The organism is Streptomyces sp. 1-11 (assembly GCF_007176755.1).
GTDB lineage: Bacteria > Actinomycetota > Actinomycetes > Streptomycetales > Streptomycetaceae > Streptomyces.
This window is the reverse complement of record NZ_BJTV01000016.1, coordinates 41,608-67,297: the sequence shown is the minus strand read 5'-3', so window position 1 is coordinate 67,297 and position 25,690 is coordinate 41,608. Positions and strand designations below refer to the sequence as shown.

Below are 25,690 nucleotides of genomic sequence, written 5' to 3'. Positions count from 1 at the left end.
GTGGAGCTGTGGGGTCAGTGGCCGGCCCGCGCCCGCGGACCGCTGGGGGTGACGCGGAACCGGGTGAACGTCGCCGTGCCGGTGGGGCCCGGCCCTTCGGGGGCGACGGCGAACAGGCCGAGCAGTGCGCCCACCCAGCGCCAGGGGGTGGCCGCGAACACCGGCCCGGAGGGGCGTGGGCCGTCCCCCAAGTCGTAGTGGAAGCGGCAGCGCGCCCCGGCCCCGATCCCGATCCGCAGCAGGGCCCGTCCGCCGGGCGCCGGGCACGACGGTCCGGCGTCCCGCTCGGCGCCGGCCGCGGCCTCGGCGAACCGGTGCACGAGCCGGACCGTCCCGTCGGTCCCCCGTTCGAGCCCGATCCAGCCGTAGGCGTCGCCGAGCACGGCGAGTCCCGCCCGCGCCCCCGGCTCGCCGCCGTCGAGGCGCAGTTCGGCCTCCACCGTGCAGGGGAAGCCGGGCAGGCGCTGGGTGAGCACGTTCGGCAGGCACCGCGGGTCGTCGGCGTCCGCGGAGCGGACGCAGGTCAGCCGCAGCCCGTCGGCGCGGTGCTGGGTGGTCCAGCCGGTGCCCGGGTTGGCGGTCCACTGCCACTGGCGGCCGTGGCGTCCGCCGGGGAAGTCGTCGTCCGTGGCCGGCGCGGCCGGCGGCTGCGGGGCGAGGTCCGGCGCCCGGTGCACGGTGACGGGCGCGCCGTCCTCCCCCAGCACCGGCCAGCCGTCGGCGCCCCAGCGCATCGGCTGGAGGTGGACCACCCGGCCGTAGGCCCCGCGCTGCTGGAAGTGCAGGAACCAGTCCTCGCCGGCCGCCGTGCGCACCCAGCCGCCCTGGTGCGGCCCGTTGACCTCGGTGTCCTGCTGCTCCAGGACGATCCGCTGCTCGTACGGCCCGAAGAAGCCGCGCGAGCGGAAGGCGCCCTGCCAGCCGGTCTCCACGCCGCCCGCGGGCGCGAGGATCCAGAACCAGCCGTCGTGCCGGTAGAGCTTCGGCCCCTCCAGGGTGAACCAGCCGGGGAGGCGGTCCCCGTCGACGATCACCTGGCCGTCGTCCAGCAGCGAGGTGCCGTCCGGGTGCATGCGGTGGCCGGTGAGCCGGTTCTTGACGCCGGAGCGGGACCTGGCCCAGGCGTGCACCAGGTAGGCCTCGCCGGTCTCCTCGTCCCAGAGCGGGCACGGGTCGATCAGGCCGCTGCCCGCCTTGACCAGGTGCGGGCGGGTCCAGGGCCCGCGGATCCGGGGCGCGTTGACCTGGAAGACGCCCTGGTCGGGGTCGCCCCAGAAGATCCAGAAGCGGTCGTCGTGGTGGCGGATCGAGGGCGCCCACACGCCGCGGTCGTGCCGGGGGACGGCGAACTCCTCCTCCGGTTCGAGGCGTTCGAGGGCGTGGCCGGCCAGGGTCCAGTTGACCAGGTCGCGCGAGTGCAGCAGCGGCAGACCGGGGACGCGGCCGAAGCTGGAGGCGGTGAGGTAGAAGTCGTCGCCCACGCGGACCACGTCCGGGTCGGACCAGTCGGCGTCCAGCACCGGGTTCCGGTACGTGCCGGCGGTCACCGGCTCACCGCCCTGCGGACCAGCGCGGCCGCCTCGGCCCGGTCGAGCCGTCCGTCGGCGACCACGGTGACGACACGGCGGACGACGGTCTCGCCGGGCGGCACCCGCAGCCGTTCGGCGGAGGCCAGCGACGAGCCCACCCCGGGGTAGTCGGCGGCCCGCACGAACCACGGGTCCCGCCGGGTCTCCTCGGTGGCCCCGGCGAACACCAGCGTCCACGCTCCCCCGCTCCCGGCCTCACCGGGGCGGGGGGACCCGCCGCCGGCCAGCGCCAGCCAGTCGGCGCGCCCGCCGTGCACCTCGGCCTCGCCCGCGCGGTCCGCGGTGAAGACCTCCGGCGCCCGCGGCTCCTTGCGGGCCCGCCAGAAGAAGCCGCCGTAGGCCGCGCCGGGGCGCCCGTTGGTGGCGGGGCTGCCGAGGGACAGCGGGCCGGCCGTGACGTTGGTGAGGGAGAAGGTGAGGTCCAGCGCCCAGGCCCGGTCGTCGAGGCCGGTCGCGGCGACGGTGCGGCGTTCGCGCAGCAGCTCGCCGCCGGCGGCGACCCAGCGCAGCTCCTCGACGAAGCCGTCGGGGTCCAGCAGCTGGAAGGCGGTGTGCCGCTGGGCGCCGTGGTTGTCCAGCTCGGTGGGGCCCCGGCCGCGGACGAAGGTGCGGCCGCCCCAGAAGTTGTGCCCCTCGACGTCGGGGACGGCGACACCGACGCCGAGGTGGTGTGCGTGGTCGGCGGGGCCGAGTTCGGTGACCGCCGTGCCGGCCAGGGTGGTGACGGGGTGCAGATAGGGGCGCGGGGAGAGGCGGGCCGGCAGTTCGGGCCGGGTGACGTACCGGCCGACCGGCCGGCCCGCGACCCGCAGGACCGGCGTGTCGTGGGACATCAGGTGCTCACCTCTTCGTGCGGGGCCCAGGGGGCGCCCAGTTCGGAGTAGAGGGCGAGGGTGTCGGCCGAGGCGGCGACCAGGGCGTCGACGCCGGTGACGACCCGGCGGCCGGCGCCGGGCGGCCGGTGCCAGGCCTCGCGGGGCAGCGGTAGCGGGTCGGGGGCGGTGCGGACCGCCTCGACGACCTTCATGAAGGCGCCGGTCTCGTCCGGGGCGACCAGCAGCGGGGTGCCGCCGGTGAGGTGCCCGACCAGGTTCTCCAGCAGGTCGGTGCGGCCGTAGGAGGTCTCCCGCGGACCGTGGCCGGACCGCTGCAGCAGCACCCGGTCCTGCTTGTACCAAAAGGTGATCCGGCCCCTGCTGCCGTGCACCAGGACGTACGGCTCCCCCGGCCGCTCGGCGCACAGGGTCGCGGCCACCGTGACCGGGCCGTGCGTGGTGCGCACCCGGACGCAGGAGGTGTCGTCCGACTCGATGTCGTTGGCGCGCAGCAGCTCGGTGTCGATGCCTTCGACGTCCTCGGCCCGGGTGGCGCCGAGCACGGCGAGGGAGGTGGCGACGGCGTGCGCGAGCGGGTTGGTGAGCACCCCGTCGACCACGTCGGCGCCGTTCAGCCGCCGCCGGCCGGCCCAGGGCGCCCGCCGGTAGTAGGCCTCGTCCCGGGCCCAGGCCCCGGCGCCGCCGACCCCGGTGACCTCGCCGATGGCGCCCTCGGCGAGCAGCCGCCGGATCGCGGGCACGGCGTGCGAGCCGAGCGACTGGAAGCCGATCTGGCAGGCGACGCCGGCCCCGGCGATCCCGTCGGCCATCCGCCGGAACTCGGCGTAGGAGGGCGCCGGCGGCTTCTCCAGCAGCAGGTGCACGCCCCGTTCGGCGGCCGTCAGCGCCAGCTCGGCGTGGGTGGGGATCGGGGTGCAGACGACGGCGGCCCGGGCGCCGGTGGAGTCGAGGAGCGCCCCGAAGTCCGCGGACTGCTCGGGCGTGCCGAGGCCGTCGGGGATCTCGTCCTCGGCCAGCGGGGTCAGCTCGCAGACGCCGGCCAGCCGGACGGCGCCCTTCGCCTGGAGCCGGCGGATGTTGTCCAGGTGCCAGCGGCCGTGGCCGCGCGCGCCCGCCAGCACGACGGGGAGGGTCATCCCTTCACCGCCCCCGCGCTGAAGCCGGTGATCAGCCACTTCTGGATGAAGGCGAACACGACGACCACCGGTACGGCGGCGATGATGCCGCCCGCGGCCAGCGCGCCCAGGTCGACGCTGTCGGCGCTCATCAGCGTGTTGAGGCCGACCGGGATGGTCTGCTTGCCCTGGTCGGAGAGGAACATCAGGGCGAACAGGAAGTGGTTCCAGGCGTGCACGAAGGCGAACGAGCCGACGGCGATCAGCCCGGGCCGCAGCAGCGGCAGCACGACGATCCGGAAGGCGGTGAGCCGGTTGCAGCCGTCCACCCAGGCGGCCTCCTCCAGGGAGTACGGCACGTTCCGGATGAACCCGCTGATGAGGATCATCGACAACGGGAGCTGGAAGACGGTCTCGGCGATGACGACGCTGCCGAGCGAGTTGATCATCGACAGCCGGGCGAAGATCTGGAAGAGCGGCACCAGCAGCAGCGCGCCCGGCACGAACTGGGAGCAGAGCAGGGCCAGCATGAAGCCGCGCTTGGCCCGGAAGTCGAAACGGGCCAGGGCGTAGCCGCCGGCCAGGGCGACCACCGTGGTCAGGACCAGGGTGGCGAAGCCGACGTAGACGCTGTTGGCGAAGTAGGTGCCGAAGCCGCGGTCGGTCCACACCTTGCCGAAGTGCTCGAACGTCACCGGCCAGGGGACCAGGGAGGTGGAGCCGGCCGGGCGGAGGGCGAAGAGCAGGATCCAGTAGAAGGGGACCAGGGTGAACAGCAGGTACACCGACAGCGGGAGGTAGATCTGCCAGCGCGGGACCTCGTCCCAGGCGCGGCGCCTGCCGCGCGGACGGGCGGGCTCGGACACGACCCGCTCGGGCGCGGGAGCGATCTCGGTGATCACTTGGTCTCACCTCCGAACTTGCTCAGCCGCAGATAGACCATCGAGCAGAAGAGCAGGATCACGAACGCCACCGTCGTCAGGGCGGAGGCGTAGCCGAAGTTGTGGGCGTCGACGCTGGTGTTGGCGATGTAGAGGGGCAGCGTGGTGGTCTCGCCGGCCGGTCCGCCGCCGGTCAGGGTGTAGAGCAGGTCGACGTTGTTGAACTCCCACACCGCACGCAGCAGCGTGGACAGGACGATGGCGTCCTTCAGGTGGGGCAGGGTGATGTGCCAGAACTGCTTCAGGCGGCCGGCCCCGTCGACCTCGGCGGCCTCGTACAGGTCGCGGGAGACGGACTGCAGGTCGGCGAGGATGAGGATGGCGAAGAAGGGGACGCCCCGCCACAGGTCGGCGACGACCGCCGCCGGGAAGACCGTCGAGGTGTCGGAGAGCCAGCTCGTGCCGTAGGAGCCGATCCCGGCGTCGGCGAGGTAACGGGTGATGCCGGTCTGGGAGTTGTAGAGCAGCACCCAGATCACCGAGGTCAGCACACCGGAGACGGCCCAGGGCGAGAAGACCAGGGCGCGGCCCAGCGAGCGGCCCACGAAGGTCTGGTTGACGATGAGCGCCAGGGCCAGGCCGAACAGCAGTTGCAGCCCGACCTCGACCACGACCCACTTGGCGCTGAAGGTCAGGGTGTCCCAGAACTGCGGGTCGTGGCTGAAGGCCCGGGTGAAGTTGTCCAGGCCCGCGAAGCCGTTCCGCCAGGGCTTGGTGGGGTTGTAGTTCTGCAGGCTGTAGTAGAAGACGCTGAGCACCGGGTAGGCGATGAAGCCCAGCATCAGCAGGGCGGCCGGCGCGATCAGCAGGTACGGCAGCCTGCGCGGCGTCGCGGAGGCACGGCGCCGCCGGGGTGGCGCGGGCGGTTCCGCCACGGCTGCGGCTTGGGCCATGACTGTTCTCCGTTCGCAGGGGGGCAGTTTCAGCGGGGACAGGAAGCGCTTGCTACGTACACATGGGTGAAGCGCTTCCGCCGTGGGGCGGGGTCAGCCGGCGTAAGGGTCCGGCACCGTGGCCTGACGGGCCAGGAACTCGAAGTCGCAGCCGGTGTCGGCCTGGGTGATCTGCTCGTTGTAGAGGGCGCCGTAGCCGCGTTCGTAGCGGGCGGGCGGCGGGGTCCACTCGGCCCGCCTGCGCTCCAGTTCCGCGTCGTCGACGTGGAGACGGAGGGCGCGCGCCCCGACGTCCAGGGTGATGAGGTCGCCGGTGCGCACCAGCGCCAGCGGTCCGCCGACGTACGACTCCGGCGCCACGTGCAGCACGCAGGCGCCGTAACTCGTGCCGCTCATCCGGGCGTCGGAGATCCGCACCATGTCCCGCACGCCCTGCTTGAGCAGGTGGTCCGGGATGGGGAGCATGCCGTACTCGGGCATGCCCGGGCCGCCCTTGGGGCCGGCGTTGCGCAGCACGAGCACGCTGTCCGCCGTGATCCCCAGCGACGGGTCGTTGATGGTGCGCTGCATCGTCCGGTAGTCGTCGAAGACGACCGCGGGGCCGGTGTGCTCGAGCAGGCGGGGCTCGGCGGCGATGTGCTTGATGACGGCGCCGTCCGGGCAGAGGTTGCCGCGCAGCACCGCGACCCCGCCCTCGCTCGCGACCGGGTCGTCCCGGGTCCGGATGACGTCGTCGTCGTGCACCCGCGCTCCGGAGATCTGCTCGCGCAGGGTGTCGTGCGAGACGGTCGGCCGGTCCAGGTGGAGCAGGTCCGGGATCCGGGAGAGGAAGCCGGGCAGGCCGCCCGCGAAGTGGAAGTCCTCCATCAGGTAACGCCGTCCGCCGGGGCGGACGTTGGCGAGGACCGGGACCGTGCGGGCGGTGCGGTCGAAGTCGTCCAGGGTGAGCCGCACCCCGGCCCGGCCGGCCATGGCGATCAGGTGGATCACGGCGTTGGTGGAGCCGCCGAGGCCGAGGACCGTGGTCACGGCGTCCTCGAAGGCCTCGCGGGTGAGGATGTCGCCCAGGGTGCGGTTCCGGTGGATCAGGTCGACGACGGTCATGCCCGCCCGGGCCGCCATCCGGTCGTGCCCGGAGTCCACCGCCGGGATGCTCGACGCGCCCGGCACGGTCACGCCGAGCGCCTCGGCGGCGGCGGTCAGCGTGGACGCCGTGCCCATGGTCATGCAGTGGCCGGGCGAGCGGGCCAGGCCGCTCTCCAGCTCGGTCATCTCGCAGTCGCCGATGAGACCGGCCCGCTTGTCGTCCCAGTACTTCCACATGTCGGTGCCGGAGCCGAGGACCTCGCCGCGCCAGTGGCCGGGGAGCATGGGCCCGGCCGGGACGAAGACGGCCGGCAGGTCCACCGAGGCCGCGCCCATCAGCAGGGCGGGCGTGGACTTGTCGCAGCCGCCCATCAGCACCGCGCCGTCGACGGGGTAGGAGCGCAGCAGCTCCTCCGTCTCCATGGCGAGCATGTTCCGGTAGAGCATCGGGGTGGGCTTCTGGAAGGTCTCGCTGAGGGTGGAGACCGGGAACTCCAGCGGGAAGCCGCCCGCCTGCCACACCCCGCGCTTGACGGCCTGGGCGCGGTCGCGCAGGTGGACGTGGCAGGGGTTGATGTCGGACCAGGTGTTGAGGATCGCGACGACCGGCTTGCCGAGGTGCTCCTCGGGGAGGTAGCCGAGCTGGCGGGTGCGGGCGCGGTGGCTGAAGGAGCGCAGGCCGTCGGTGCCGTACCACTGGTGGCTTCTGAGGTCCTCGGGGGCGCGGCGGGGGGTGTTCATATCGACCACCCGGCGGTGATGGCGGCGACCTCGGCCCGCTCGTCCGCGGGCAGCGGCTTGCTCGGCGGGCGGACGTCCCGGCGGCACAGGCCGAGCGCGGCCAGCGCCTCCTTGACGACGGTGACGTTGTTGGCGTTGCCGTGGGCGGCGCGCAGTTCCTCGAAGCGGCGGATGCGTTCCCAGACCTTCATGGCGGCCGGGAAGTCGCCGGAGCGCAGCGCCTCGATCATCTCCCGCGAGACGGCCGGGGCGACGTTCACCAGCCCCGAGGTGAAGCCGGTGGCGCCGGCCGAGAAGTACGAGGGCGCGTACGGCTCGGCGAGGCCGGCGACCCAGACGAAGCGGTCGAGCCCCGCGTCCCGGGCGAAGGCGGCGAAGCGCGCGGCGTCGGGGACGGCGTACTTGACGCCCATGACGTTCGGGCACTGGTCGGCGAGTTCGGCGAGCCGGGCGCCGGGCAGCCGCTCGTTGCGGATGTAGGGCACCACGCCCAGTTCGGGCACGGACTCGGCGATGGCACGGTGGTAGTCGACCCAGCCGGCCGCCGAGACGTACGGGTGCACGGGCTGGTGGACCATCACCATCGCGGCGCCGGCGTCGCGGGCGTGCCGCGCGGAGTCGATGGCGGTGGACAGGTCGTGGCCGATGCCGACCAGGACCACGGCGCGGTCGCCGGCCTCGTCCACGGTCAGCTCGGTGACCAGGCGGCGCTCCTCGGGGGTGAGGGCGTAGAACTCGCCGGTGTTGCCGTTGGAGGTGATGGTGGTGACACCGCCGTCGAGCAGGCGACGCAGCAGCGAGCGGTGGGCGTCCCGATCGACGGAGCCGTCCTCGGCGAACGGGGTCACCGGGATGGCCACCACGTCGGCCAGGGCCGCCCGCTGGGTCTCGAACGTCACGCTGCTCATTCCTGGCCTTCCTCTGGATGCTCGGGGATCGCCCGCCGTACGAACGACGCGATGTGGGTGTGCAGGGCGCTCGCCGCGCCGTCCGCGTCGCCCGCCAGCGCGAGCCGCAGGATGTCCCGGTGCTCGGCGGCCTCCCGCTCCCAGGAGGGGTCGGCCGCCCAGGCCACGGCGGCCACCAGGGCGGCCTGGTCGCGGACCTCGTCGAGCATCCGGCCGAGCAGCGGGTTGCCGCACGGCAGGTACAGGGCCCGGTGGAACTGGCGGTTGGCCAGGGAGCGTTCGGCGGTGTCAGCGGCGGCGTCGGCGCGGGCCAGCGCGTCCCGGGCGGCGTCCAGGGACGCGCCGCGCCGCACGGCCCGGCGCAGCGCCTCGGGTTCCAGCAGCAGCCGGACGTCGTAGACCTCGCGCGCCATGTCCGCGTCCACCATGCGCACCGTGACGCCCTTGTACTGGCTCATCACGACGAGCCCGGTCCCGGCGAGGGTCTTCAGCGCCTCCCGCACCGGGGTCTTCGACACCCCGAACTGCGCGGCCAGTTCCGTCTCGACCAGGGCCTGGCCGGGCGTCAGCTGACCCGTCAGGATGCGGTGTTTGATCGCGTCCAGCACGTACTGCGTGCGGGACGGGATCGGCGTGGGCACAGAGGTCATGCGGCCCTCTCGGATCTCGCGTATCGCGTCTCATATATGACGTACGGAGTACGACGCGTTGAAGGTAGGAGGGGGCCCGTGTTTCGTCAATGCTTCTGACAAAGGAAGTCCTGGTTGCCTTGAGGCGCCCCGGACTTCACGGGTGTCGCCCTCCACGGCGGCCCGGGTGGGCCGGCCGACGGCATCGGCGTGTTCGCCACCGCGATGTCCCGCGGGGTCCGCCTCGCGCGGGACCAGGCCGGCGCGGGCGGTGAGCCGGAGGTTCCGGCGCCGGACGGCATGGCCGTCGTGCGGGGGCCGGAAGTCGCAAGCGCCCTTGAGGAAGCCGACGTCCGGGCGCCCGCGGAAACCCTGCGGCCGGTGGGCGCGGTCCTGCGGCGCGTGCACCGGAACGGGCGCCGCGGGGATTCGGATCCCGGTGAGCTGGTGAGCCGCGCGGGATCCGTGTGCCGCCGCAACGCCGCGAACGTGCCGGGCTTCGACCGACGAGGTGTCCGAGCAGGGCCGTGGGCGGGCACGGACAGCGGAGGCGTCCGAGCAGGGCCCTGGGCGGTCACGGACAGCGGCGGAATCGAGCGGCCCGGGCCCCAGCCCCGGCCGAAACGGAAGCCGGGGCGGGACCGGAGCCGGGGCGGGGCCGGGGCCGCTGCCGGGTCAGGCGGGATTCACGGGCGCCATCCCGGGTCGCGGCCGCTCAGGCCGATCGTGCGGTCCAGCAGGGACGCGGTGGGCGGGACCGGGACGACCGGGCCGAAGGGGGCGTCGCCCCGGGACGGGTCGTCGGCGGCGGCGGCGGCGAGGAAGCCGTGGGCCGCCTCCAGGGCGGCGGGGTCGGGCTCGTAGGGCTGGCCGGTGGCGCGGGCCAGGTCCCAGCCGTGGACGACCAGTTCCTCGGCGGCGACCGCGCCCGCGACCGCCCCGGGCAGGTCCACGCCGCCGGCCCGGGTGGCGCCGGTCCAGGCGGCCGGGTCGCGCCAGGCGTCGGCGAGTTCGTCCAGCGCCTTCGGCAGGTCCTCGCGCCAGCCGGGGCCGATGTCCGGGACGGCGGCGTCGGGACGGGTGTCGGTGGTCGCGCCGAGGTCCTTGCGGGCGGCGTCCCGGAAGGCCACCGACAGGTGCAGGATGTGGCCGAGCAGGTTCCGCACCGCCAGGTCCGGGCACGGCGTGGCGGCCGTGAGCCGCTCGTCGGCCACGGACTCGGCGAGCCGTGCCACGATCCGGGCCTGCGGGCCGAGATCCACCATGCTCATGGGTCGCTCCTTCGCGTTCGCGCTGTCTGTACGAAGGGGTGACCGTGCGGCCCGCCGGAACTCATCGGCGCCACCCGGCCACTCCTGCGCCGGACGGCCGGGCGGCGTACGGAACGCGCTCGGGATTAGGGCGTCCTGCCGATGCCGGGCCCCCGCCTTAGGCCCACGATGAACAGGCATGACGACTTCCTGGCCGCTGGTCCGCGTCCTGCGGAACCGCAGCGCGGCGCTGTACCTCGCCGGCGTGGTGGTGTCCGCCTTCGGCACCTCCTCGCTGTGGCTGGCATCGGGGGTGTGGGTGAAGGACCTCACGGGGTCCGACGGCCTGGCCGCCCTGAGCGTGCTCGCCCTGTGGGCCCCCACGCCGGCGGGGCCGGCGCTCGGCGCGCTCGCCGACCGGATGCGGCGCAGACCCCTGCTCGTCGCGTCGAACCTGTGCCTGGCGGCGCTGCTCCTCACCCTTCTCACCGTCGACTCCCCCGGCCGGCTGTGGCTCCTGTTCGCCGTGCTGTTCCTCTACGGCGCCATCGGGGTCGTGCACGACGCCGCCGAGTCGGCCCTGGTCGCCGCCGCCGTCGCGGCTGACCTCCTCGGTGACTTCAACGGGCTGCGGACGACCCTCACGGAGGGCATGAAGCTCGTCGCCCCGCTGACGGGAGCGGGTCTCTACGCCCTCTGGGGCGGCCCCGCCGTGGCTTGTCTGGACGCCGTCACCTTCGTCCTCGCCGCCGGGCTGTACGCCCTGCCGCGGGTGCGCGAGGAGCGGCCCGCGCGGACCGGCGACGGCTGGCGGCGCCGGACCGCGCAGGGCGTCCGGCACCTGTGGGGCCACCCCGTGCTGCGGCCGCTGGTGGGGGCGGGCGGCACGGCCATGCTGCTGGCCGCGCTCGCCGGCTCCGCGGTGTACGCCGTCGTCGACCGTCTCGGCCACTCCCCCGCGTACGCGGGTGTGCTGTACGCCTTCCAGGGCGCCGGTTCGGTGGCGGCCGGGCTGGTCTCGGGGCCCGCGCTGCGCCGCATGGGCGCGCGCCGGTTCGCGGCGGCCGGGATCGCGCTGACCGGGATCGCGGTGGCGGCGCGGGCCGTGCCGTCGGACCCGGTGGCCCTCGCGGCGGGCGTGGTGATCGGCCTGGGCCTGCCCTGCGTGCTGGTGGCCGCGTTCACCGCCGTCCAGCGGGAGACGCCCGGCCCGCTGCTCGGCCGCGTGACGGCCACCGCCGGCACGCTGGTCCTCGCCCCGAACGTGCTGGGCCTCGGCGCCGGGGCCGGCCTGGTCGAACTGGCCGGCGTGGGAGTGCTGCTGCCGCTCTACGGGGCCGCGCTGCTCGCGACGGCGGCCGCCCTGGCTCACCGCCCGGACAGGGCCTCCCGCACCGCGGACAGGTCGTCGTCCGACGCCAGTCCGGCGTGATACAGGCGCAGTTCCGTCGCCCCCTCGGCACGCGCGCGTGCCGCGTCCGAGGCCAGCGTGGCGGGGCTGCCGCCCATGCCGGTGACCACCGTGAAGTTGGCCGCCAGGACCTTTCCTCCGTCCGCCCGCCCGGCGAAGGGCGCCAGCGGGCCGGTGCCGCCGGTGCACGGCACCACCACCCCGTCCGCGATCCCGAGGACGTGGGCGGGGTCGACGCCGGCGTTGGCGCCGCAGTGGTAGGTCACCGGGTCGGCGTGCAGCAGCACCTGGAAGCCCACGGGCGCCGCTGCGCGCACCGCGGCGACGGCCTCCTCCTGGAGGGTGCGGGCGACGGTGTCGCGCCACGCGCGCGTGGCCGCCGCCGTGTCCTGCCCGAGGAGCTTCTCGACCGCCGGCCAGCCCCCGTCGTCCGCCGCGCCCCGCCACAGCGGTTCCAGCGCCGCGCGCACGCCGGCCGCGAGCCGGGCGGGGTCCAGCCCCTGCTCGCCGTAGCCGGCCGCGCAGGACGGGCAGAAGCACAGGGACATCAGGTATTGCCCGGCGTCCCCGAGGCCGACCCCTGAGGTCTTGTCGTGCGCGTGCAGGTGCTGCAGGCCGTACCAGCCGAGTGACTCCAGTTCGGTGCCGCGCGCGCCGGGGCGCACGGCGGCCTCGGCGGCCAGGTCGACCAGGTACGCGCGCGTGGCGGGCTGCGCGATGCACGGCGCCCACGGGTAGCGGTCGCCGTAGGCGTTGACCACCGAGGTGTCGGGGTGTTCGGCGCCCAGGCGGGAGTTGTGCGCGAGGACGACCCAGGTGTGCACCTCCAGCCCGGCCGCGGTGAGCGCGGTGGCGGCCTCGCCGTAGGCGTCCCCCGGGGCCCAGCGGCCGGCGGGGTACGGGCGCAGCCCGCGGCCCGCCCAGCGCTCGCCCGGCGGGTAGAGGACGGCCGCGTACTCCGCCGTGACGATGCGGTGCCGGGGGTGGCGGGGGGTCAGGGCGCGGGTGGAGTGGTAGGCGGAGGCGAGGGTGACCTGCCCGGCGCCGAGCGAGGCGATCCGCGCGGGGGCCTCCGGGTCGCCGGCCACGTCCCAGGGGTAGACGAACGCCGACGCCTTCACTCCGTCTCCTCCAGCAGGGCGTGCCCGCGCTCGATGAGCCGGGCGAGCTGCTTGACGTGGTCCTCGTCCGGCTCGTGCAGCGGCGGTCGGACCTCGCCCACGTCCAGGCCGCGCAGCCGCACGCCCGCCTTGACGAGCGAGACGGCGTAGCCGCGGCCACGGTCGCGCAGTTCGACGAACGGGCGGTAGAAGCCGTCCAGCAGGCGCCGCACGGTGGCCTCGTCGCCCGAGCGGAGCGCCCGGTGGAAGGCCAGGGCGATTTCTGGGACGAAGCAGAAGACGGCCGAGGAGTACAGGGTGATGCCGAGGGCCCGGTAGGCGAGCTGGGTCTGCTCGGCGGTCGGCAGCCCGTTGAAGTACAGGAAGTCGCCGGGGGCCTCGGTACGCACGGCGCTGACGATCCGCTGCATCAGGTCCAGGTCGCCGAGTCCGTCCTTGAGGCCGGCGATGCCCTCGGTGCGGGCGAGTCCGACGACGGTCCGCGGGGTGAGAACGGCGTTGTCGCGCTGGTAGACGATGACAGGCAGGGCGGTCGCGGCGGCGATCTCCCGGTAGTGCCGCAGCAGTCCCTCCTGGCCGGCGACAACGAGGTACGGCGGCATGGCGAGCAGCCCGTCCGCGCCCGCCTCCTCGGCGAGGCGCGCGTAGCGGACGGCGAGCGCGGTGCCGTACCCGGCGCCGGCCACGACGGGCACCCGCCCCCCGGCCGCCTCGACGGCCGTCCGTACGCAGGCCTCGAACTCCTCGGGCAGCAGCGCGTGGAACTCGCCGGTGCCGCAGCAGGCGAAGACGGCGGCGGCGCCGGCCGCGACGCCCTCGCGCACATGGGCGCGGTAGACGTCGAGGTCGACGGAACCGCCGGGGCCGTAGGCCGTGACGGGGAAGAACAGCGGCCCGCTCGGGTCGTGGAGCCGGGCGGCGAGAGGGGCTGGCGTCACGAGCGCTCCCTGTCGGTGCATGTCTCTGATCGACGTCCATATTTCTGAACAACAGCACGCTACGGGCCCCTTTCGGCCCGGGTCAAGCGTCCAAACACGCGACACAGCACCGGATTTCCCCACCCCACAGCACCCTTGACTGGATCAGTCAGCGCTTTCTAGCGTGTCCACGCATGTGAATGACGTCCCGGCACACGGCCGTTCGTCACCCGTCACAGGTGATCAAGGAGACCGAGGATGCCCGCTCCCCGCACCGTTCTGCTCACCGGCGCCGCCGGCGGGCTCGGCACCCTGATGCGCTCCCTGCTGCCGGAGTACGGCTACACGCTGCGCCTGTTCGACGTGCGGCCCATGGAGGGAGAGCCGGACGCCGTCACCGCCGACCTCACCGACACCGGCGCGCTGCGCGAGGCGGTGCGCGGGGTGGACGCGGTCGTCCACCTCGCGGGCATCTCCCTGGAGGCGCCGTTCGAGAAGATCCTCAGGTCGAACATCGAGGGCACCTACAACCTGTACGAGGCCGCCCGCCTCGAAGGCGTGCCCCGGATCGTCTTCGCCTCCTCCAACCACGCCGCCGGCTTCACCCCGGCCCCGCGTCCCGGCGAGGCGCTGATCCCCGTGGACACCCCGCGCCGCCCGGACACCTTCTACGGCCTGTCCAAGTGTTTCGGCGAGGACCTCGCCCAGCTCTACTGGGACAAGCACGGCCTGGAGACCGTCTCGGTGCGCATCGGCTCCTGCTTCCCGGAGCCGACCAGCGTGCGCATGCTCTCGGTGTGGATGAGTCCGGCCGACGGCGCCCGCCTCTTCCACGCGGCCCTGACCGCCGAGGGCGTCGGCCACACCGTGGTCCACGGCTCCTCGGCCAACACCCGCCTGTGGTGGGACCTCACGAGCGCCCGGGCGCTCGGCTACGACCCCCAGGACGACTCCGAGCCGTGGGCGGAGAAGCTCATCGCCGAGCAGGGCGAACTCGACCCGGCGAACCCCGCGCACAGCCGCCTCGGCGGCCACTTCGTGACCGACCCGCCGATCTGGCCGTACTGACGCGGCCGGCCAGCGCGGCCGGAAAAGGGCGTTCGCGGCGGCGGGCGGGCACCGAACGGGCCCGCCCGCCGCCGTGTTCGGGCATCCGGACCGCCCGATCCCACCGCGCCCCGGACGGCCCCGCAGGTCCGCGACGGGCACGGCAGGTCCGAAACGGGCGCACCCGGGCAGGATCGGGCCCGTAACAGACCTGGTCAGCGCCGCACACCCGCTGTAGAACTTCCCCCAGGGCCCGAACGGGCAGGCCGGCGGGGAAGCGGGTGAGGACATGAGCATCAGGACGGCGGAGGAACGCCAGCGCGAGATCGTGCGGGCCGCGCGCGCCACCGGCTCGGTCGACGTCTCCGCGCTCGCCGCCGACCTGGGCGTGGCCAAGGAGACCGTCCGGCGCGACCTGCGCGCCCTGGAGGACCACGGCCTGGTCCGCAGGACGCACGGCGGCGCCTATCCGGTCGAGAGCGCCGGTTTCGAGACGACGCTCGCCTTCCGCGCCACCAGCCACGTCCCGGAGAAGCGCCGGATCGCGGCCGCCGCGGCCGAGCTCCTCGGCGACGCGGAGACGGTGTTCGTGGACGAGGGATTCACCCCGCAGCTCATCGCCGAGTCCCTGCCGGCCGGCCGGCCGCTGACCGTGGTCACCGCCTCCCTGCCGGTCGCGGGCGCGCTCGCCGAGGCCGAGAACGTCTCGGTCCTGCTCCTCGGCGGCCGGGTCCGGGCCGGCACCCTGGCGACCGTCGACCACTGGGCCACCCGGATGCTGGCCGGCTTCGTGATCGACCTCGCCTACATCGGGGCCAACGGCATCTCCCGCGACCACGGGCTCACCACCCCCGATCCCGCGGTCAGCGAGGTCAAGACCCAGGCCGTCCGCGCCGCGCGGCGCACCGTCTTCGCGGGTGTGCACACCAAGTTCGGGGCGGTCAGCTTCTGCCGGTTCGCCGAGATCGGCTCACTGGAGGCGATCGTCACGAGCACGCTGCTGCCCGCCACCGAGGCGCACCGCTACTCCCTGCTGGGCCCGCAGGTCATCCGGGTCTGAACACACGGGTCCGGACACCCGGGCCCGCGGCTCCGCACCGCCTTCCCCAGGGCACTGCCACACACCCCTGAACGCCCCTTATCTCCCCATACATCCAGGAGCGATCCATGCGCATCCCGAGCCGACGGAGGCCGCGAGCCGCGCTCGCCACGGCCGCCGCGGGGACGCTGCTCGCCCCGCTGCTCTCCGGCTGCTGGGCCGGTGCGGGCGGGACCGGTTCCGGCGGCGACTCCATCAACGTGCTGATGGTGAACAACCCCCAGATGACCGAGCTGCAGAAGCTGACCGCCGCCCACTTCACCAAGGAGACCGGCATCAAGGTCAACTTCACGGTCCTGCCCGAGAACGACGTCCGCGACAAGATCAGCCAGGACTTCGCCAACCAGGCCGGCCAGTACGACGTGGCCACCCTGTCCAACTACGAGATACCGATCTACGCCCGCAACGGCTGGCTGCACGACATGGACGGCTACGTCGCCAAGGACCCCTCCTACGACGAGCAGGACGTGCTGAAGCCGATGCGCCAGTCGCTGACGGCGGACGACGGCAAGCTCTACGGGCAGCCCTTCTACGGCGAGTCGTCCTTCCTGATGTACCGCAAGGACGTGTTCGCGGCGAAGGGCCTGAAGATGCCCGCCCGCCCCACCTGGACGCAGGTGGCCGACCTCGCCGCGAAGGCGGACGGCGCCCGGCCCGGCATGAAGGGCATCTGCCTGCGCGGACTGCCCGGCTGGGGCGAGCTGATGGCGCCGCTCACCACCGTGGTGAACACCTTCGGCGGCACCTGGTTCGACAAGGACTGGAAGGCACGGCTCGACTCCCCCGAGTTCGTCAAGGCGACGAAGTTCTACGTCGGCCTGGTGCGCGAGCACGGCGAGTCCGGCGCCGCCCAGTCCGGCTTCGCCGAGTGCCTGAACGGCATGACCCAGGGCAAGGTCGCCATGTGGTACGACGCCACCAGCGCGGCCGGCCTGCTGGAGGCGGCCAAGTCCCCGGTCCGGGGCAAGCTCGGCTACGCCCCCGCGCCCGTCGAGCGGACCGGCTCCTCCGGCTGGCTCTACACCTGGGCCTGGGGCATCCAGCAGGCCTCCCGCAACCCCGACAAGGCCTGGAAGTTCGTCTCCTGGGCGTCGGGCAAGGGCTACGAGCGGCTCGTCGGCGAGACCAGCGGCTGGCCGAACGTCCCGGCGGGCAAGCGGGCCTCGACCTACACGAACGCCGACTACCGGCGGTCCGCCGCGGCCTTCCAGGAACCGACCAGGAAGGCCATCGAGAACGCCCGCCCGAACGACCCCGGCGTACAGCCGCGGCCCGCGCCCGGCATCCAGTTCGTCGGCATCCCCGAGTTCACCGACCTCGGCACCAAGGTCTCCCAGGAGATCAGCGCGGCCATCGCCGGACGCCAGTCCGTCGACTCGGCCCTGAGGAAGGCGCAGGCGCTCGCCGAGAAGATCTCCGAGGAGTACGAGGGACGATGACAGCGACGACCACGGCACCGATCGCGACCACACCCGCGCGGGCGGCGCACCGCCCCCCGGCCCGGCTGCGCGCCTGGGCCACCCGGGCCCCGCTGCTGCCCGCCCTCGTCTTCATGATCGTCGTGACCCAGCTCCCGTTCGTGGCCACGCTGGTGATCTCCTTCTTCGACTGGAACGCCCTCTACCCCAAGGCCCGCCGCTTCACCGGCCTCGACAACTACCGCCAGGTGCTCACCGACGCGGACCTGCGCCACTCGGTGTGGACGACCCTGCTGCTGACGGTGGCGGTGGTGCTGGCCAGCCTGGTCCTCGGCCTGGCCCTCGCGCTGCTGCTGGACCGGCGGTTCCGCGGCCGGGGCGTCGTGCGCACCCTGCTCATCGCGCCCTTCCTGGTGGTGCCCGTGGCGGCGGCCCTGCTCTGGAAACACGTGCTCTACAACCCTGAATACGGTCTGCTCAATGGGCTGTTGCACTATGTGGGCGGCCCACAGCCGGACTGGATCTCGAACACCCCGCTGCTCGCGGTCGAGGTCTCCCTGGTGTGGCAGTGGACCCCGTTCATGATGCTGATCCTGCTGGCCGGACTGCAGAGCCGGGACCAGCAGCAGATCGAGGCCGCGCGGGTCGACGGCGCGAGCGGCTGGCAGATCTTCCGCCATCTGACCCTGCCCCACCTGCGCCGCTACCTCGAACTCGGCGCCCTGCTGGGGTCGATCTACATCGTCCAGAACTTCGACGCGGTGTTCACGATCACCTCCGGCGGCCTCGGCACCGCCAACCTGCCCTACACCGTCTACCAGAGCTTCTACCAGGCCCACGAGAACGGTCTGGCCTCGGCCGCCGGCGTCCTGGTGGTCATCGGCTCCATCGTCATCGCGACCCTCGCCCTGCGCGTGGTGTCGTCCCTGTTCCGCGAGGAGGTGTCCCGCGCATGAGCGCCACCGTCGTCAAGCGCAGGGTGCGCACGGGAACCGGCCTGGGTCTGGTGGCCTGGCTGGCCGGCGTCGTGTTCTTCCTGCCCATCGCCTGGATGGCCCTGACGTCCCTGCACTCCGAGGCGGACGCGGCGACCAACCCGCCCTCCTTCGCCGCCTCCCTCACCCTGGACGGCTACCGCGAGTTCTTCGGCACCGGCGGCGGGGCGAGCCCCTGGCCCGCGCTGATCAACTCCACGGTGGCCTCGGTGGTCTCCACCGCCTGCGTGCTGCTGCTCGCCCTGCCGGCGGCGTACGCGCTGTCGATCCGGCCGGTGCGCAAGTGGACGGACGTGCTGTTCTTCTTCCTCTCCACGAAGATGCTGCCGGCCGTCGCGGGCCTGCTGCCGGTCTACCTGTTCGCGAAGAACGCCGGGATGCTCGACAACATCTGGCTGCTGGTCGTCCTCTACACCTCCATGAACCTGCCGATCGCGGTGTGGATGATGCAGTCCTTCCTCGCCGAGGTGCCGGTCGCGGTGATCGAGGCGGCCCGCGTGGACGGGGCCCGGCTGCCGACCGTCCTGGCCCGAGTGGTGGCCCCGATCGCGCTGCCCGGCATCGCGGCGACCGCGCTGATCTGCTTCATCTTCAGCTGGAACGAACTGCTCTTCGCCCGGGTCCTGACGGGCGTGGTCGCCGAGACCGCCCCCGTCTTCCTGACCGGCTTCATCACCAGCCAGGGCCTGTTCCTGGCCAAGGTGTGCGCCGCGTCGCTCGTCATCTCCCTGCCGGTGCTCGCCGCGGGGTTCGCCGCCCAGGACAAGCTGGTCCAGGGCCTGTCGTTGGGAGCCGTGAAATGAAGGCCGCCGTCATCGAGTCCGTGGGCCGCGCCGTCGTCACCGAGGTCCCCGACCCCACGCCGGGGCCGCGCGAGGTCGTCGTGGAGGTCGCCGCGTGCGGCCTGTGCGGCACGGACCTGCACATCCTGCAGGGCGAGTTCGCGCCCAAGCTGCCCATCGTCCCCGGGCACGAGTTCGCCGGCGAGGTGGTCGGCGTCGGCGCCCAGGTCACGGAGGTCGGACTCGGCGACCGGGTGGCCGTGGACCCGTCCCTGTACTGCTACGAGTGCCGCTACTGCCGCACCGGCCACAACAACCTGTGCGAACGGTGGGCCGCGATCGGCGTGACCACGGCCGGCGGCGCCGCGCGGTACGCGGTGGCTCCGGTGGCCAACTGCGTCAGGCTGCCCGAGCACGTGCGCACCGAGGACGCGGCCCTGGTGGAGCCGCTGTCCTGCGCGGTGCGCGGCTACGACGTGCTCAACTCGCGCCTCGGCGCCCACGTGCTGATCTACGGTTCCGGGACGATGGGCCTGATGATGCTGGAGCTGGCCAAGCGCACCGGCGCGGCGAGCGTCGACGTGGTCGACGTGAACCCGGCCCGGCTGGAGACGGCGCGCAGGCTCGGCGCGTCGGCGTCGGCCGCGAACGCGGACGAGCTGGACCGGCCGCGGGGCTGGGACGTGGTCGTCGACGCGACGGGCAACGCGGCGGCCATCCAGGACGGCCTGGACCGGGTGGCGAAGGCGGGCACGTTCCTGCAGTTCGGGGTGGCCGACTACGCGACCCGGGTGACCGTCGACCCGTACCGGATCTACAACCAGGAGATCACCATCACCGGCTCCATGGCGGTGCTGCACAGCTTCGAGCGGGCGGCGGAGCTGTTCGCGAACGGCGTGCTGGACCCGGAGGTGTTCATCAGCGACCGGATTCCGCTGGAGCGCTACCCCGAGGCGCTGGAGCAGTTCGCGGCGGGCGTGGGCCGGAAGATCGTCGTGGTGCCCTGAGCCGAACGGGGGGTCGCCGTCGGTAAGGGAACGGTAAAGCGGTGCCGTTCGTTCACCCGGCATGACAGCTATGACCCCCGGCTCGAACATCCCTCTCTCCGCCGCCCGCGTGACGGTGGACGTCGCCGCCCCGGTGCGGCTCGACGTATCGGGCCTGCTGCTCACCGCCGACGGCAAGGTGCGCTCCGACGACGACTTCATCTTCTACAACCAGCCCGGCGGCCCCGGTGTGACGTACCGGTCCGGCGGCGGTGCCGCGCCCGACGCGATCGAGGTCGACACCGCCGCCGTGCCGCCGGACATCGAGAAGATCGTGGTCACCGCCAGCCCCGACGCGGCGGGCCAGACCTTCCAGGGCATCGAGCCGACGGCCACCGTCCGGGACGCCGCCGGATCGGTGCTGGCCACGTTCACGCCGCCGCGGCTCGGCGCCGAGACGGCGCTGGTGGTCATGGAGATCTACCGCCGCAACGGCCAGTGGAAGGCCCGCGCCGTCGGCCAGGGGTACGCCAACGGTCTGGCCGGCATCGCCACGGACTTCGGCGTGACCGTGGAGGAGCCCGCGGCCGCGCCGGCCCCCGCCGCTCAGCCCGCACCGCCGGCCCCCGCCGCCCCACCCGCACCGCCGGCTGCCGCAGCGCAGGCGCCCGCCGCCCCGCCTCAGCCCGCCGCGCCGCCGGCCCCGGCGCCGGGCGCCGGCAAGGTCAACCTGGACAAGGGCCGGGTCAGCCTCCAGAAGAACCAGACCGTGTCCCTGGTCAAGGGCGGCCGCCCGCTGCTGTCCATGGTCCAGATGGGCCTGGGCTGGGAGCCCGCCTATCGCGGCAAGGACATCGACCTGGACGCCTCGGTCATCGCCTACGGCCCGCAGCGCAACCCGGTCGACAGCTGCTACTTCGGCAAGCTGTCGATCCTGAACGGCGCGATCAAGCACTCCGGCGACAACCTCACCGGCGAGGGCGGCGGCGACGACGAGGTGATCGTCGTCGACCTCGGCCGGATCCCGCAGGAGGTCACCGGCCTGGTCTTCACGGTCAACTCCTTCTCCGGCCAGAAGTTCACCGAGGTCGCCAAGGCCTACTGCCGCCTGGTGGACGCGGCCTCGGGCGAGGAGCTGGTCCGCTTCGACCTGACCAGCGCCGAGCCGCAGACCGGCGTGATGATGGCCAAGCTCATTCGGCAGTACTCCGGCGAGTGGGAGATGACGGCGATGGGCGACTTCGTGAAGGCGCGCACGGTGCGCAACATGGTCGACCCGGGAGCCCGGGCGCTGTAGGCGCCGCCCGCGCCGACGGTCAGGGGCGCCCCCGCGCGGGGCGCCCACCGGCCGGCCGGTCCGGCCGCCCGTGCAGGCCCTCCATCAGCAGGGCCAGGTACCGGCGGATCTGGCCGCCCTGCCCGTCCGCGAACTCCGAGGCCGTCGCCACACCGTGCGCCAGCCGCAGCAGTTCGACCGGCTCGACGTCGGCGCGCAGGGCGCCCTCGGCCCGGGCCGCCGCCACCAGCCGGGCGGCCGCGTCCCGGACCGAGGCGCAGCAGGCCGGGACCGGCGCCGTCCCGCCGTCCATGACGGCCGAACCCAGCAGCGCCTTCAGCCCGCGCACCCGGATCGTCCCGGCGCACAGCTCGTTCAGCCACTCCACCAGCGCCGCACCGGGCGGCAGGCTCCGGGCCAGCTCGTCGGCCCGCGCGGCGAGCGCCGCCATCCGGTCGGTGTACGCGGCCTCCAGCAGCGCCAGGCGGTTCGGGAAGTGCCGGTACAGCGTCCCGGAGCCCACGCCGGCGCGCCGGGCGATGTCGTCGAGCGAGGCGTTCTCCCCGTGCTCGGCGAAGACCTCCGCCGCCACCCGCAGCAGCCGCTCGTAGTTGCGCCGGGCGTCCGCGCGCATGGGTCTTGCCTGCGTCATCCGGGACTCCTCGCGAACCGTGCCGATCCCGAACAGTACCGGGAGCGCCTCGGGCCCCGCGGTCAGCGGCTGTCCGGCGGCTGGTACCGGGCGCCGGCCGGGTCCGGTCCTGGCCGGCGGCTGATCGCTCCGGTGCCCAGGTCGATCGTGGCGCGGACGCGCATGGGCCCGTCACCGCGGCGGGACAGCACGCAGATCCCGGCCACCCGCGCGTGCAGCGCACCGAGCCGGGCGGCGCACTCTGCCGCCAGCTCGCGCGGGGCACGGGTGCGGCCGAGCGAGAGATGCGGGGTGAAGCGCGGGAAGCGGTCCACGCAGTACGGGAAGGGCTGCGCCAGCGCGTCCCGCAGCCGCGTCCAGGGGGCGAGGCCGGCCGCGGCGGGGTCGAGCCACACGGTGGCGCGGGCACGGTGGCGGAAGAAGCGGACGCCGTCGAGCCGGATGTCGAAGGGCTCGTGGTCCGCGGCGGCCGCGGCCAGCAGCGGGAGCGCCGCCGGGAAGTCCTCCTCCGGTACGAAGCCGAAGAGCAGGTTCACATGCGGCGGCCACCGGCGGATCTGCGGGTCGTGCTCGGCCCTGATCCGCTGGACGGCGGGCCACAGCGGGTCCGGGGGCAGCCAGGCGACCGCGGTCCGGGGCGTGGGCGCCGACGCGAGGCGCCCGGGGACGGCGGCCGGACCGGACCGCCCGGCCGGGCCGGGCGTCGGAGGGCGGGGCACGCCTCCATCATGGCCCCGCCCGCCGCCGGCCGCCGCCCCTCAGGACACCGCCCCGCCGGAGGGAGCCGGCCGGTTCAGCGCTGCTGCCGCTTCCACGGGCCCGTGACGGCGAGCATGATGCCGGGCGTCTGGATGTTGGCGTACAGGGTCCTGCCGTCGGGCGAGAAGGTGACGCCGGTGAACTCGCTGTACTCGGGCTCCTCGGCGGTGCCGAGGTTCAGCTCGTTGCGGGCGATGGGGTAGGTGCGGCCGCTGTCCGTCGCGCCGAACAGGTGCTGCACGCCCTCGCCGTCCTCGGCGATGACCAGGCCGCCGTACGGGGAGACGGTGATGTTGTCCGGGCCGTCGAAGTTCCCGTCGGCGGACGGGTCCGGGTTGACGCCGATGAGCACCTTCAGCGTCAGGGTGCGGCGCTTGGGGTCGTAGAACCAGACCTGGCCGTCGTGCTGGACGGGGCTCTCCGCACGGGCGTAGGAGGAGACGATGTAGGCGCCGCCGTCGCCCCACCACATGCCCTCGAGCTTGCGGGCGCGGGTGATCTGGCCCTCGCCGAACTGCTTGCGCGTGGAGACCTGCTTGGCGTCGCGGTCCGGGACGGTGACCCAGTCGACGCCGTACACCGTGCCGGTCCTCGTGGCGCGGGACAGGTCGTCGACGAACTGGCCGCCGGAGTCGAAGCACTTGAAGGCCTGCAGGACGCCGGCGTCGTCGGCGAGGGTGCGCAGCTTGCCGCGGCCGTGGCGGAAGCTCTCCGGCGGGGTCCAGCGGTAGAGCAGGCCGTTGGGCCCGGAGGCGTCCTCGGTGAGGTAGAGGTGACCGCGCTTGGGGTCGACGACGACGGCCTCGTGGGCGTAGCGGCCGAGCGCCTTGACCGGCTTGGGGTCGCGGTTGGCGCGGCGGTCCTCGGGATCGACCTCGAAGACGTAGCCGTGGTCCTTGGTGAAGCCGTTCTTGCCGGCCTTGTCCTCGGTCTCCTCGCAGGTGAGCCAGGTGCCCCACGGGGTGCTGCCGCCCGCGCAGTTGGTGGCGGTGCCGGCGATGCCCACCCACTCGGCGACCTCGCCGCCGCGGCGCACCTCGACGACGGTGCAGCCGCCGGCCGCGGCCGGGTCGTAGACCAGGCCCTCGGTGAGCGGCACCGGGTGCGGCCACTGGGCGCGGGCCCCGGCGAGTTCGTGGTTGTTGACGAGGAGCGTGGTGCCGCGCGGGCCTTCGAAGGTGGCGGTGCCGTCGTGGTTGGACGGGGTGAACTCGCCCGACTCCAGCTTCGTCTTCCCGCTGTGGGTGATGATCCGGTACGTGAAGCCGGCGGGCAGCGCGAGGATGCCGTCGGGGTCGGGGAGCAGGGGGCCGTAGCCCACGCCGTGGTGCCCGTGCTCGTGCCCGTGCGCCGGCCCGCCGTCCGCGCTGCCGGTGTCCGTGGCGGCGAGGGCGCCCGGGGCGGTGGCGAGGGCGCCGACGCTGCCCGCGAGCGCGACTCCGGCACCGGTGATCGCGGATTTTCTGGCGAAGTCCCTGCGGCTGAGCGACATGGTGTCTCCTGTGACAGTGGGCGTGCCGTGGAGGGTGGCGTCCTGAGGTCGGCGCTCACGCTCCCGCCCGTTGCTGAACGGGAGCTGAACGCCCGGCTGCTTCAGGGGTGCCTGTTCCATGAATCCGCATGCACTGCCCAACCGCGGGTAAAGACACCGGCCGCGGGCGGCCCGTCAGCCGCCCTGCTGGGAGCGCGCCTTGAAGGCGGCCTTGCGCGCCTCCTTGGCCACCTTCTTGTCCGGGTGCAGCCGTCCCATCGCCTCCAGCACGTCCGCGGTCGCGGGGTGGTCCACCCGCCACGCCGCGGCGAAGAACCCGCTGTGCTGCTCCGCCAGTCCTTCCACCAGGGCCTGCAGCTCCTCGGAGTTGCCCTCGGCCTGGAGCTGCGCGGCGAGCGTGTCGACGGTCAGCCAGAACACCAGCTCCTGGGAGGGGGCGGGCACGTCCGAGGCACCGTGTTCGCTGAGCCAGACCCGGGCGAGTCCGCCCAGCTCGGGGTCGTCGAGCACGTCCCGCAGCGCCGGTTCGGCCTCCGGGCCGACCAGCGACAGCGCCTGCTGGCAGCGCAGCCGGCGCAGCGGCGCACCGGCGTCGGCGCCGCGCGCCGCCGCCAGCAACTCGCGTGCGGCGGCGAGCGGTTCACGCCGGTGCAGCCACTGCTCGGTCTCGGCGCGGGCGGCGGACTGGCCGAAGCGGGCGGTGCCGTCGAGCAGCGCGTCCGCCCCCTTGTCGGCGAGTTCACCGACCGCGGGCGCCTCGAACCCGGCCTCCAGCAGTCGCGCCCGCAGCCCGTAGACGCCCAGCGGGGTCAGCCGGACCATGCCGTAGCGGGAGACGTCGGTCTCGTCCACCGGCGCGGCGGGTTCCTCGTCGGCGTCGGCCATCAGCGCCTCGTCGACCGGCTGGTACTCCACCAGACCGACCGGCTCCAGCATCCGGAACTGGTCGTCGAGCCGCATCATCGCGTCGGAGACCTGCTCCAGGACGTCGTTGGTGGGCTCGCCCATGTCGCCGGGGACGATCACCGAGGCGGCGAGGGCGGGCAGCGGCACCGGGGCGTCACCGGCGCCGCCCTCACTGACGGTCAGCGCGTAGAGGGTGCCGAGGACGCCGTCGAGGAACTCCGCCTCGGCCTCCGGGTCCCAGCCGAGTGACTCGAAATCGACCATGCCGCCCTCGTCGACGGCGTCGAGCAGGCCGTCCAGGTCGGGCACGCTCGCGTCCGCGACGACCGTCTCCAGGGCGCTGAGCCACACGGCGAGCACGTCGTGCGGCGAGCCTCCGGTGAGCAGCGCCAGCTCCTCGCCGGCCGCCACCGTCCCGGCCTCCTCGTCGGTGACCGCGACCAGACCGGTGTCCACGGCCACCCGCCAGGCCTCACTGGCCTGCGCGGCGGCCTCGTCGCCGCTCAGCCCGAGCAGTTCGGCGGCGGCCGGCAACTGCTCCTCGGCCAGTCCGCCGCCGGCGTCGACCCGGGTGCCGGGCCCGGCCCAGCGGGCGAGACGGGCGGCGCGGGAGAGCAACGGTGTGGACAGCGCGGCGAGCGCCAGCTCCGCTTCGGGACGCAGCCGCACCGGCGGCAGGGGGGAGCTGTCTGACATCGGCTGATTCTCCTCGGACCGTGAAAGGGCTCAGCCGCTCAGCCTAGACGGATTTCCACCCATGCCGCCCGGTTCATCTCTCCGTCAGGCTGCGTACATGGCCGAAACCTTGACAACTCCCCGGCGCAGGCAGGAGATTGACGCG

General features: G+C 73.8%; 23 protein-coding genes. 8 read left to right on the top strand and 15 right to left on the bottom strand.

The window, feature by feature from the left end; genetic code table 11:
• Nucleotides 1-14: 14 nt before the first annotated feature.
• The 9 genes from TNCT1_RS28455 to TNCT1_RS28415 form a co-directional block, all read right to left on the bottom strand.
• Nucleotides 15-1,547 (bottom strand): glycoside hydrolase 43 family protein, encoded by a 1,533-nt coding sequence (locus TNCT1_RS28455; RefSeq protein WP_143637735.1) that lies wholly within the window; start codon nucleotides 1,545-1,547, stop codon nucleotides 15-17.
• Nucleotides 1,544-2,422, bottom strand: coding sequence for a PmoA family protein (locus tag TNCT1_RS28450; protein WP_373920513.1), 879 nt, complete (start codon nucleotides 2,420-2,422; stop codon nucleotides 1,544-1,546). Before TNCT1_RS28450 ends, TNCT1_RS28455 begins: the two co-directional genes overlap by 4 nt.
• Nucleotides 2,422-3,561: a Gfo/Idh/MocA family protein gene (locus TNCT1_RS28445; RefSeq protein WP_143637733.1), complete on the bottom strand. Its 1,140-nt coding sequence runs from the start codon at nucleotides 3,559-3,561 to the stop codon at nucleotides 2,422-2,424. Before TNCT1_RS28445 ends, TNCT1_RS28450 begins: the two co-directional genes overlap by 1 nt.
• On the bottom strand, nucleotides 3,558-4,442 hold the full coding sequence (locus tag TNCT1_RS28440) for a carbohydrate ABC transporter permease (RefSeq protein WP_143637731.1): 885 nt from the start codon (nucleotides 4,440-4,442) through the stop codon (nucleotides 3,558-3,560). The genes TNCT1_RS28445 and TNCT1_RS28440 overlap by 4 nt, the downstream gene beginning before the upstream one ends.
• A complete protein-coding gene (locus tag TNCT1_RS28435; RefSeq protein WP_143637729.1) occupies nucleotides 4,439-5,374 on the bottom strand; it encodes a carbohydrate ABC transporter permease in 936 nt (311 codons plus the stop codon). The genes TNCT1_RS28440 and TNCT1_RS28435 overlap by 4 nt, the downstream gene beginning before the upstream one ends.
• Before the next feature lie 93 nt (nucleotides 5,375-5,467).
• The gene (araD, locus tag TNCT1_RS28430) at nucleotides 5,468-7,201 is read right to left on the bottom strand and encodes an L-arabinonate dehydratase (RefSeq protein WP_143637727.1); all 1,734 of its coding nucleotides are present in this window, start codon (nucleotides 7,199-7,201) and stop codon (nucleotides 5,468-5,470) included.
• Nucleotides 7,198-8,109, bottom strand: coding sequence for a dihydrodipicolinate synthase family protein (locus TNCT1_RS28425; RefSeq protein WP_143637725.1), 912 nt, complete (start codon nucleotides 8,107-8,109; stop codon nucleotides 7,198-7,200). Before TNCT1_RS28425 ends, araD begins: the two co-directional genes overlap by 4 nt.
• On the bottom strand, nucleotides 8,106-8,759 hold the full coding sequence (locus tag TNCT1_RS28420) for a GntR family transcriptional regulator (RefSeq protein ID WP_143637723.1): 654 nt from the start codon (nucleotides 8,757-8,759) through the stop codon (nucleotides 8,106-8,108). The genes TNCT1_RS28425 and TNCT1_RS28420 overlap by 4 nt, the downstream gene beginning before the upstream one ends.
• 665 nt (nucleotides 8,760-9,424) lie before the next feature.
• Entirely contained in the window at nucleotides 9,425-10,009 is a 585-nt protein-coding gene (locus TNCT1_RS28415; RefSeq protein WP_143637721.1) for a TIGR03086 family metal-binding protein, read from the bottom strand.
• A 178-nt stretch (nucleotides 10,010-10,187) separates the two neighbouring features.
• Here TNCT1_RS28415 and TNCT1_RS28410 point away from each other — a divergent pair, with 178 nt between their 5' ends.
• Nucleotides 10,188-11,420, top strand: coding sequence for an MFS transporter (locus tag TNCT1_RS28410; RefSeq protein ID WP_143637718.1), 1,233 nt, complete (start codon nucleotides 10,188-10,190; stop codon nucleotides 11,418-11,420).
• Here the strand turns inward: TNCT1_RS28410 and TNCT1_RS28405 are convergent.
• Both TNCT1_RS28405 and TNCT1_RS28400 read right to left on the bottom strand, forming a co-directional pair.
• The gene (locus TNCT1_RS28405) at nucleotides 11,357-12,520 is read right to left on the bottom strand and encodes a hypothetical protein (protein ID WP_143637715.1); all 1,164 of its coding nucleotides are present in this window, start codon (nucleotides 12,518-12,520) and stop codon (nucleotides 11,357-11,359) included. The two genes, TNCT1_RS28410 and TNCT1_RS28405, sit on opposite strands and share 64 nt — an antisense overlap.
• Complete coding sequence (locus TNCT1_RS28400; RefSeq protein WP_143637713.1) at nucleotides 12,517-13,458, bottom strand: 5-dehydro-4-deoxyglucarate dehydratase; 942 nt, start codon at nucleotides 13,456-13,458, stop codon at nucleotides 12,517-12,519. The genes TNCT1_RS28405 and TNCT1_RS28400 overlap by 4 nt, the downstream gene beginning before the upstream one ends.
• A gap of 237 nt (nucleotides 13,459-13,695) precedes the next feature.
• Between TNCT1_RS28400 and TNCT1_RS28395 the strand changes: the two genes are divergently transcribed.
• The 7 genes from TNCT1_RS28395 to TNCT1_RS28365 all read left to right on the top strand — a co-directional run bounded on the left by TNCT1_RS28395 (nucleotide 13,696) and on the right by TNCT1_RS28365 (nucleotide 21,061).
• Nucleotides 13,696-14,505, top strand: coding sequence for an NAD(P)-dependent oxidoreductase (locus tag TNCT1_RS28395; protein WP_143637710.1), 810 nt, complete (start codon nucleotides 13,696-13,698; stop codon nucleotides 14,503-14,505).
• Between the two features lie 268 nt (nucleotides 14,506-14,773).
• Nucleotides 14,774-15,544 carry a DeoR/GlpR family DNA-binding transcription regulator gene (locus TNCT1_RS28390; RefSeq protein ID WP_143637708.1) on the top strand — a complete coding sequence of 257 codons (771 nt, stop codon included), beginning with the start codon at nucleotides 14,774-14,776 and terminating at the stop codon, nucleotides 15,542-15,544.
• A gap of 107 nt (nucleotides 15,545-15,651) precedes the next feature.
• On the top strand, nucleotides 15,652-17,022 hold the full coding sequence (locus TNCT1_RS28385) for a sugar ABC transporter substrate-binding protein (RefSeq protein WP_143637705.1): 1,371 nt from the start codon (nucleotides 15,652-15,654) through the stop codon (nucleotides 17,020-17,022).
• On the top strand, nucleotides 17,019-17,957 hold the full coding sequence (locus TNCT1_RS28380) for a carbohydrate ABC transporter permease (protein ID WP_143637703.1): 939 nt from the start codon (nucleotides 17,019-17,021) through the stop codon (nucleotides 17,955-17,957). Before TNCT1_RS28385 ends, TNCT1_RS28380 begins: the two co-directional genes overlap by 4 nt.
• The gene (locus tag TNCT1_RS28375; protein ID WP_143637701.1) at nucleotides 17,954-18,799 is read left to right on the top strand and encodes a carbohydrate ABC transporter permease; all 846 of its coding nucleotides are present in this window, start codon (nucleotides 17,954-17,956) and stop codon (nucleotides 18,797-18,799) included. The genes TNCT1_RS28380 and TNCT1_RS28375 overlap by 4 nt, the downstream gene beginning before the upstream one ends.
• On the top strand, nucleotides 18,796-19,785 hold the full coding sequence (locus TNCT1_RS28370; RefSeq protein WP_143637699.1) for a zinc-dependent alcohol dehydrogenase family protein: 990 nt from the start codon (nucleotides 18,796-18,798) through the stop codon (nucleotides 19,783-19,785). Before TNCT1_RS28375 ends, TNCT1_RS28370 begins: the two co-directional genes overlap by 4 nt.
• A gap of 70 nt (nucleotides 19,786-19,855) precedes the next feature.
• Nucleotides 19,856-21,061 carry a TerD family protein gene (locus TNCT1_RS28365; RefSeq protein ID WP_143637942.1) on the top strand — a complete coding sequence of 402 codons (1,206 nt, stop codon included), beginning with the start codon at nucleotides 19,856-19,858 and terminating at the stop codon, nucleotides 21,059-21,061.
• A 19-nt stretch (nucleotides 21,062-21,080) separates the two neighbouring features.
• Here the strand turns inward: TNCT1_RS28365 and TNCT1_RS28360 are convergent, their stop codons facing one another.
• The 4 genes from TNCT1_RS28360 to TNCT1_RS28345 form a co-directional block, all read right to left on the bottom strand.
• Nucleotides 21,081-21,692, bottom strand: coding sequence for a TetR/AcrR family transcriptional regulator (locus TNCT1_RS28360; RefSeq protein WP_143637697.1), 612 nt, complete (start codon nucleotides 21,690-21,692; stop codon nucleotides 21,081-21,083).
• 62 nt (nucleotides 21,693-21,754) lie between these two features.
• Nucleotides 21,755-22,411, bottom strand: a complete 657-nt coding sequence (locus TNCT1_RS28355) for a 2'-5' RNA ligase family protein (RefSeq protein ID WP_143637695.1) — start codon at nucleotides 22,409-22,411, stop codon at nucleotides 21,755-21,757.
• Nucleotides 22,412-22,485: 74 nt separating this feature from the next.
• Nucleotides 22,486-23,943 carry an alkaline phosphatase PhoX gene (locus TNCT1_RS28350; protein WP_143637940.1) on the bottom strand — a complete coding sequence of 486 codons (1,458 nt, stop codon included), beginning with the start codon at nucleotides 23,941-23,943 and terminating at the stop codon, nucleotides 22,486-22,488.
• 174 nt (nucleotides 23,944-24,117) lie between these two features.
• Nucleotides 24,118-25,545, bottom strand: coding sequence for a hypothetical protein (locus TNCT1_RS28345; protein WP_143637693.1), 1,428 nt, complete (start codon nucleotides 25,543-25,545; stop codon nucleotides 24,118-24,120).
• Nucleotides 25,546-25,690: the final 145 nt, after the last annotated feature.

Excerpts from the sequence above, each read along its gene's own strand:
- TNCT1_RS28450 (WP_373920513.1), bottom strand. The coding sequence starts at position 2,422 with ATGTCCCACGACACGCCGGTCCTGCGGGTCGCGGGCCGGCCGGTCGGC.
- TNCT1_RS28445 (WP_143637733.1), bottom strand. The coding sequence starts at position 3,561 with ATGACCCTCCCCGTCGTGCTGGCGGGCGCGCGCGGCCACGGCCGCTGG.
- TNCT1_RS28435 (WP_143637729.1), bottom strand. The coding sequence starts at position 5,374 with ATGGCCCAAGCCGCAGCCGTGGCGGAACCGCCCGCGCCACCCCGGCGG.
- araD (WP_143637727.1), bottom strand. The coding sequence starts at position 7,201 with ATGAACACCCCCCGCCGCGCCCCCGAGGACCTCAGAAGCCACCAGTGG.
- TNCT1_RS28425 (WP_143637725.1), bottom strand. The coding sequence starts at position 8,109 with ATGAGCAGCGTGACGTTCGAGACCCAGCGGGCGGCCCTGGCCGACGTG.
- TNCT1_RS28420 (WP_143637723.1), bottom strand. The coding sequence starts at position 8,759 with ATGACCTCTGTGCCCACGCCGATCCCGTCCCGCACGCAGTACGTGCTG.
- TNCT1_RS28415 (WP_143637721.1), bottom strand. The coding sequence starts at position 10,009 with ATGAGCATGGTGGATCTCGGCCCGCAGGCCCGGATCGTGGCACGGCTC.
- TNCT1_RS28410 (WP_143637718.1), top strand. The coding sequence starts at position 10,188 with ATGACGACTTCCTGGCCGCTGGTCCGCGTCCTGCGGAACCGCAGCGCG.
- TNCT1_RS28395 (WP_143637710.1), top strand. The coding sequence starts at position 13,696 with ATGCCCGCTCCCCGCACCGTTCTGCTCACCGGCGCCGCCGGCGGGCTC.
- TNCT1_RS28390 (WP_143637708.1), top strand. The coding sequence starts at position 14,774 with ATGAGCATCAGGACGGCGGAGGAACGCCAGCGCGAGATCGTGCGGGCC.
- TNCT1_RS28385 (WP_143637705.1), top strand. The coding sequence starts at position 15,652 with ATGCGCATCCCGAGCCGACGGAGGCCGCGAGCCGCGCTCGCCACGGCC.
- TNCT1_RS28380 (WP_143637703.1), top strand. The coding sequence starts at position 17,019 with ATGACAGCGACGACCACGGCACCGATCGCGACCACACCCGCGCGGGCG.
- TNCT1_RS28375 (WP_143637701.1), top strand. The coding sequence starts at position 17,954 with ATGAGCGCCACCGTCGTCAAGCGCAGGGTGCGCACGGGAACCGGCCTG.
- TNCT1_RS28370 (WP_143637699.1), top strand. The coding sequence starts at position 18,796 with ATGAAGGCCGCCGTCATCGAGTCCGTGGGCCGCGCCGTCGTCACCGAG.
- TNCT1_RS28365 (WP_143637942.1), top strand. The coding sequence starts at position 19,856 with ATGACCCCCGGCTCGAACATCCCTCTCTCCGCCGCCCGCGTGACGGTG.
- TNCT1_RS28360 (WP_143637697.1), bottom strand. The coding sequence starts at position 21,692 with ATGACGCAGGCAAGACCCATGCGCGCGGACGCCCGGCGCAACTACGAG.
- TNCT1_RS28350 (WP_143637940.1), bottom strand. The coding sequence starts at position 23,943 with ATGTCGCTCAGCCGCAGGGACTTCGCCAGAAAATCCGCGATCACCGGT.
- TNCT1_RS28345 (WP_143637693.1), bottom strand. The coding sequence starts at position 25,545 with ATGTCAGACAGCTCCCCCCTGCCGCCGGTGCGGCTGCGTCCCGAAGCG.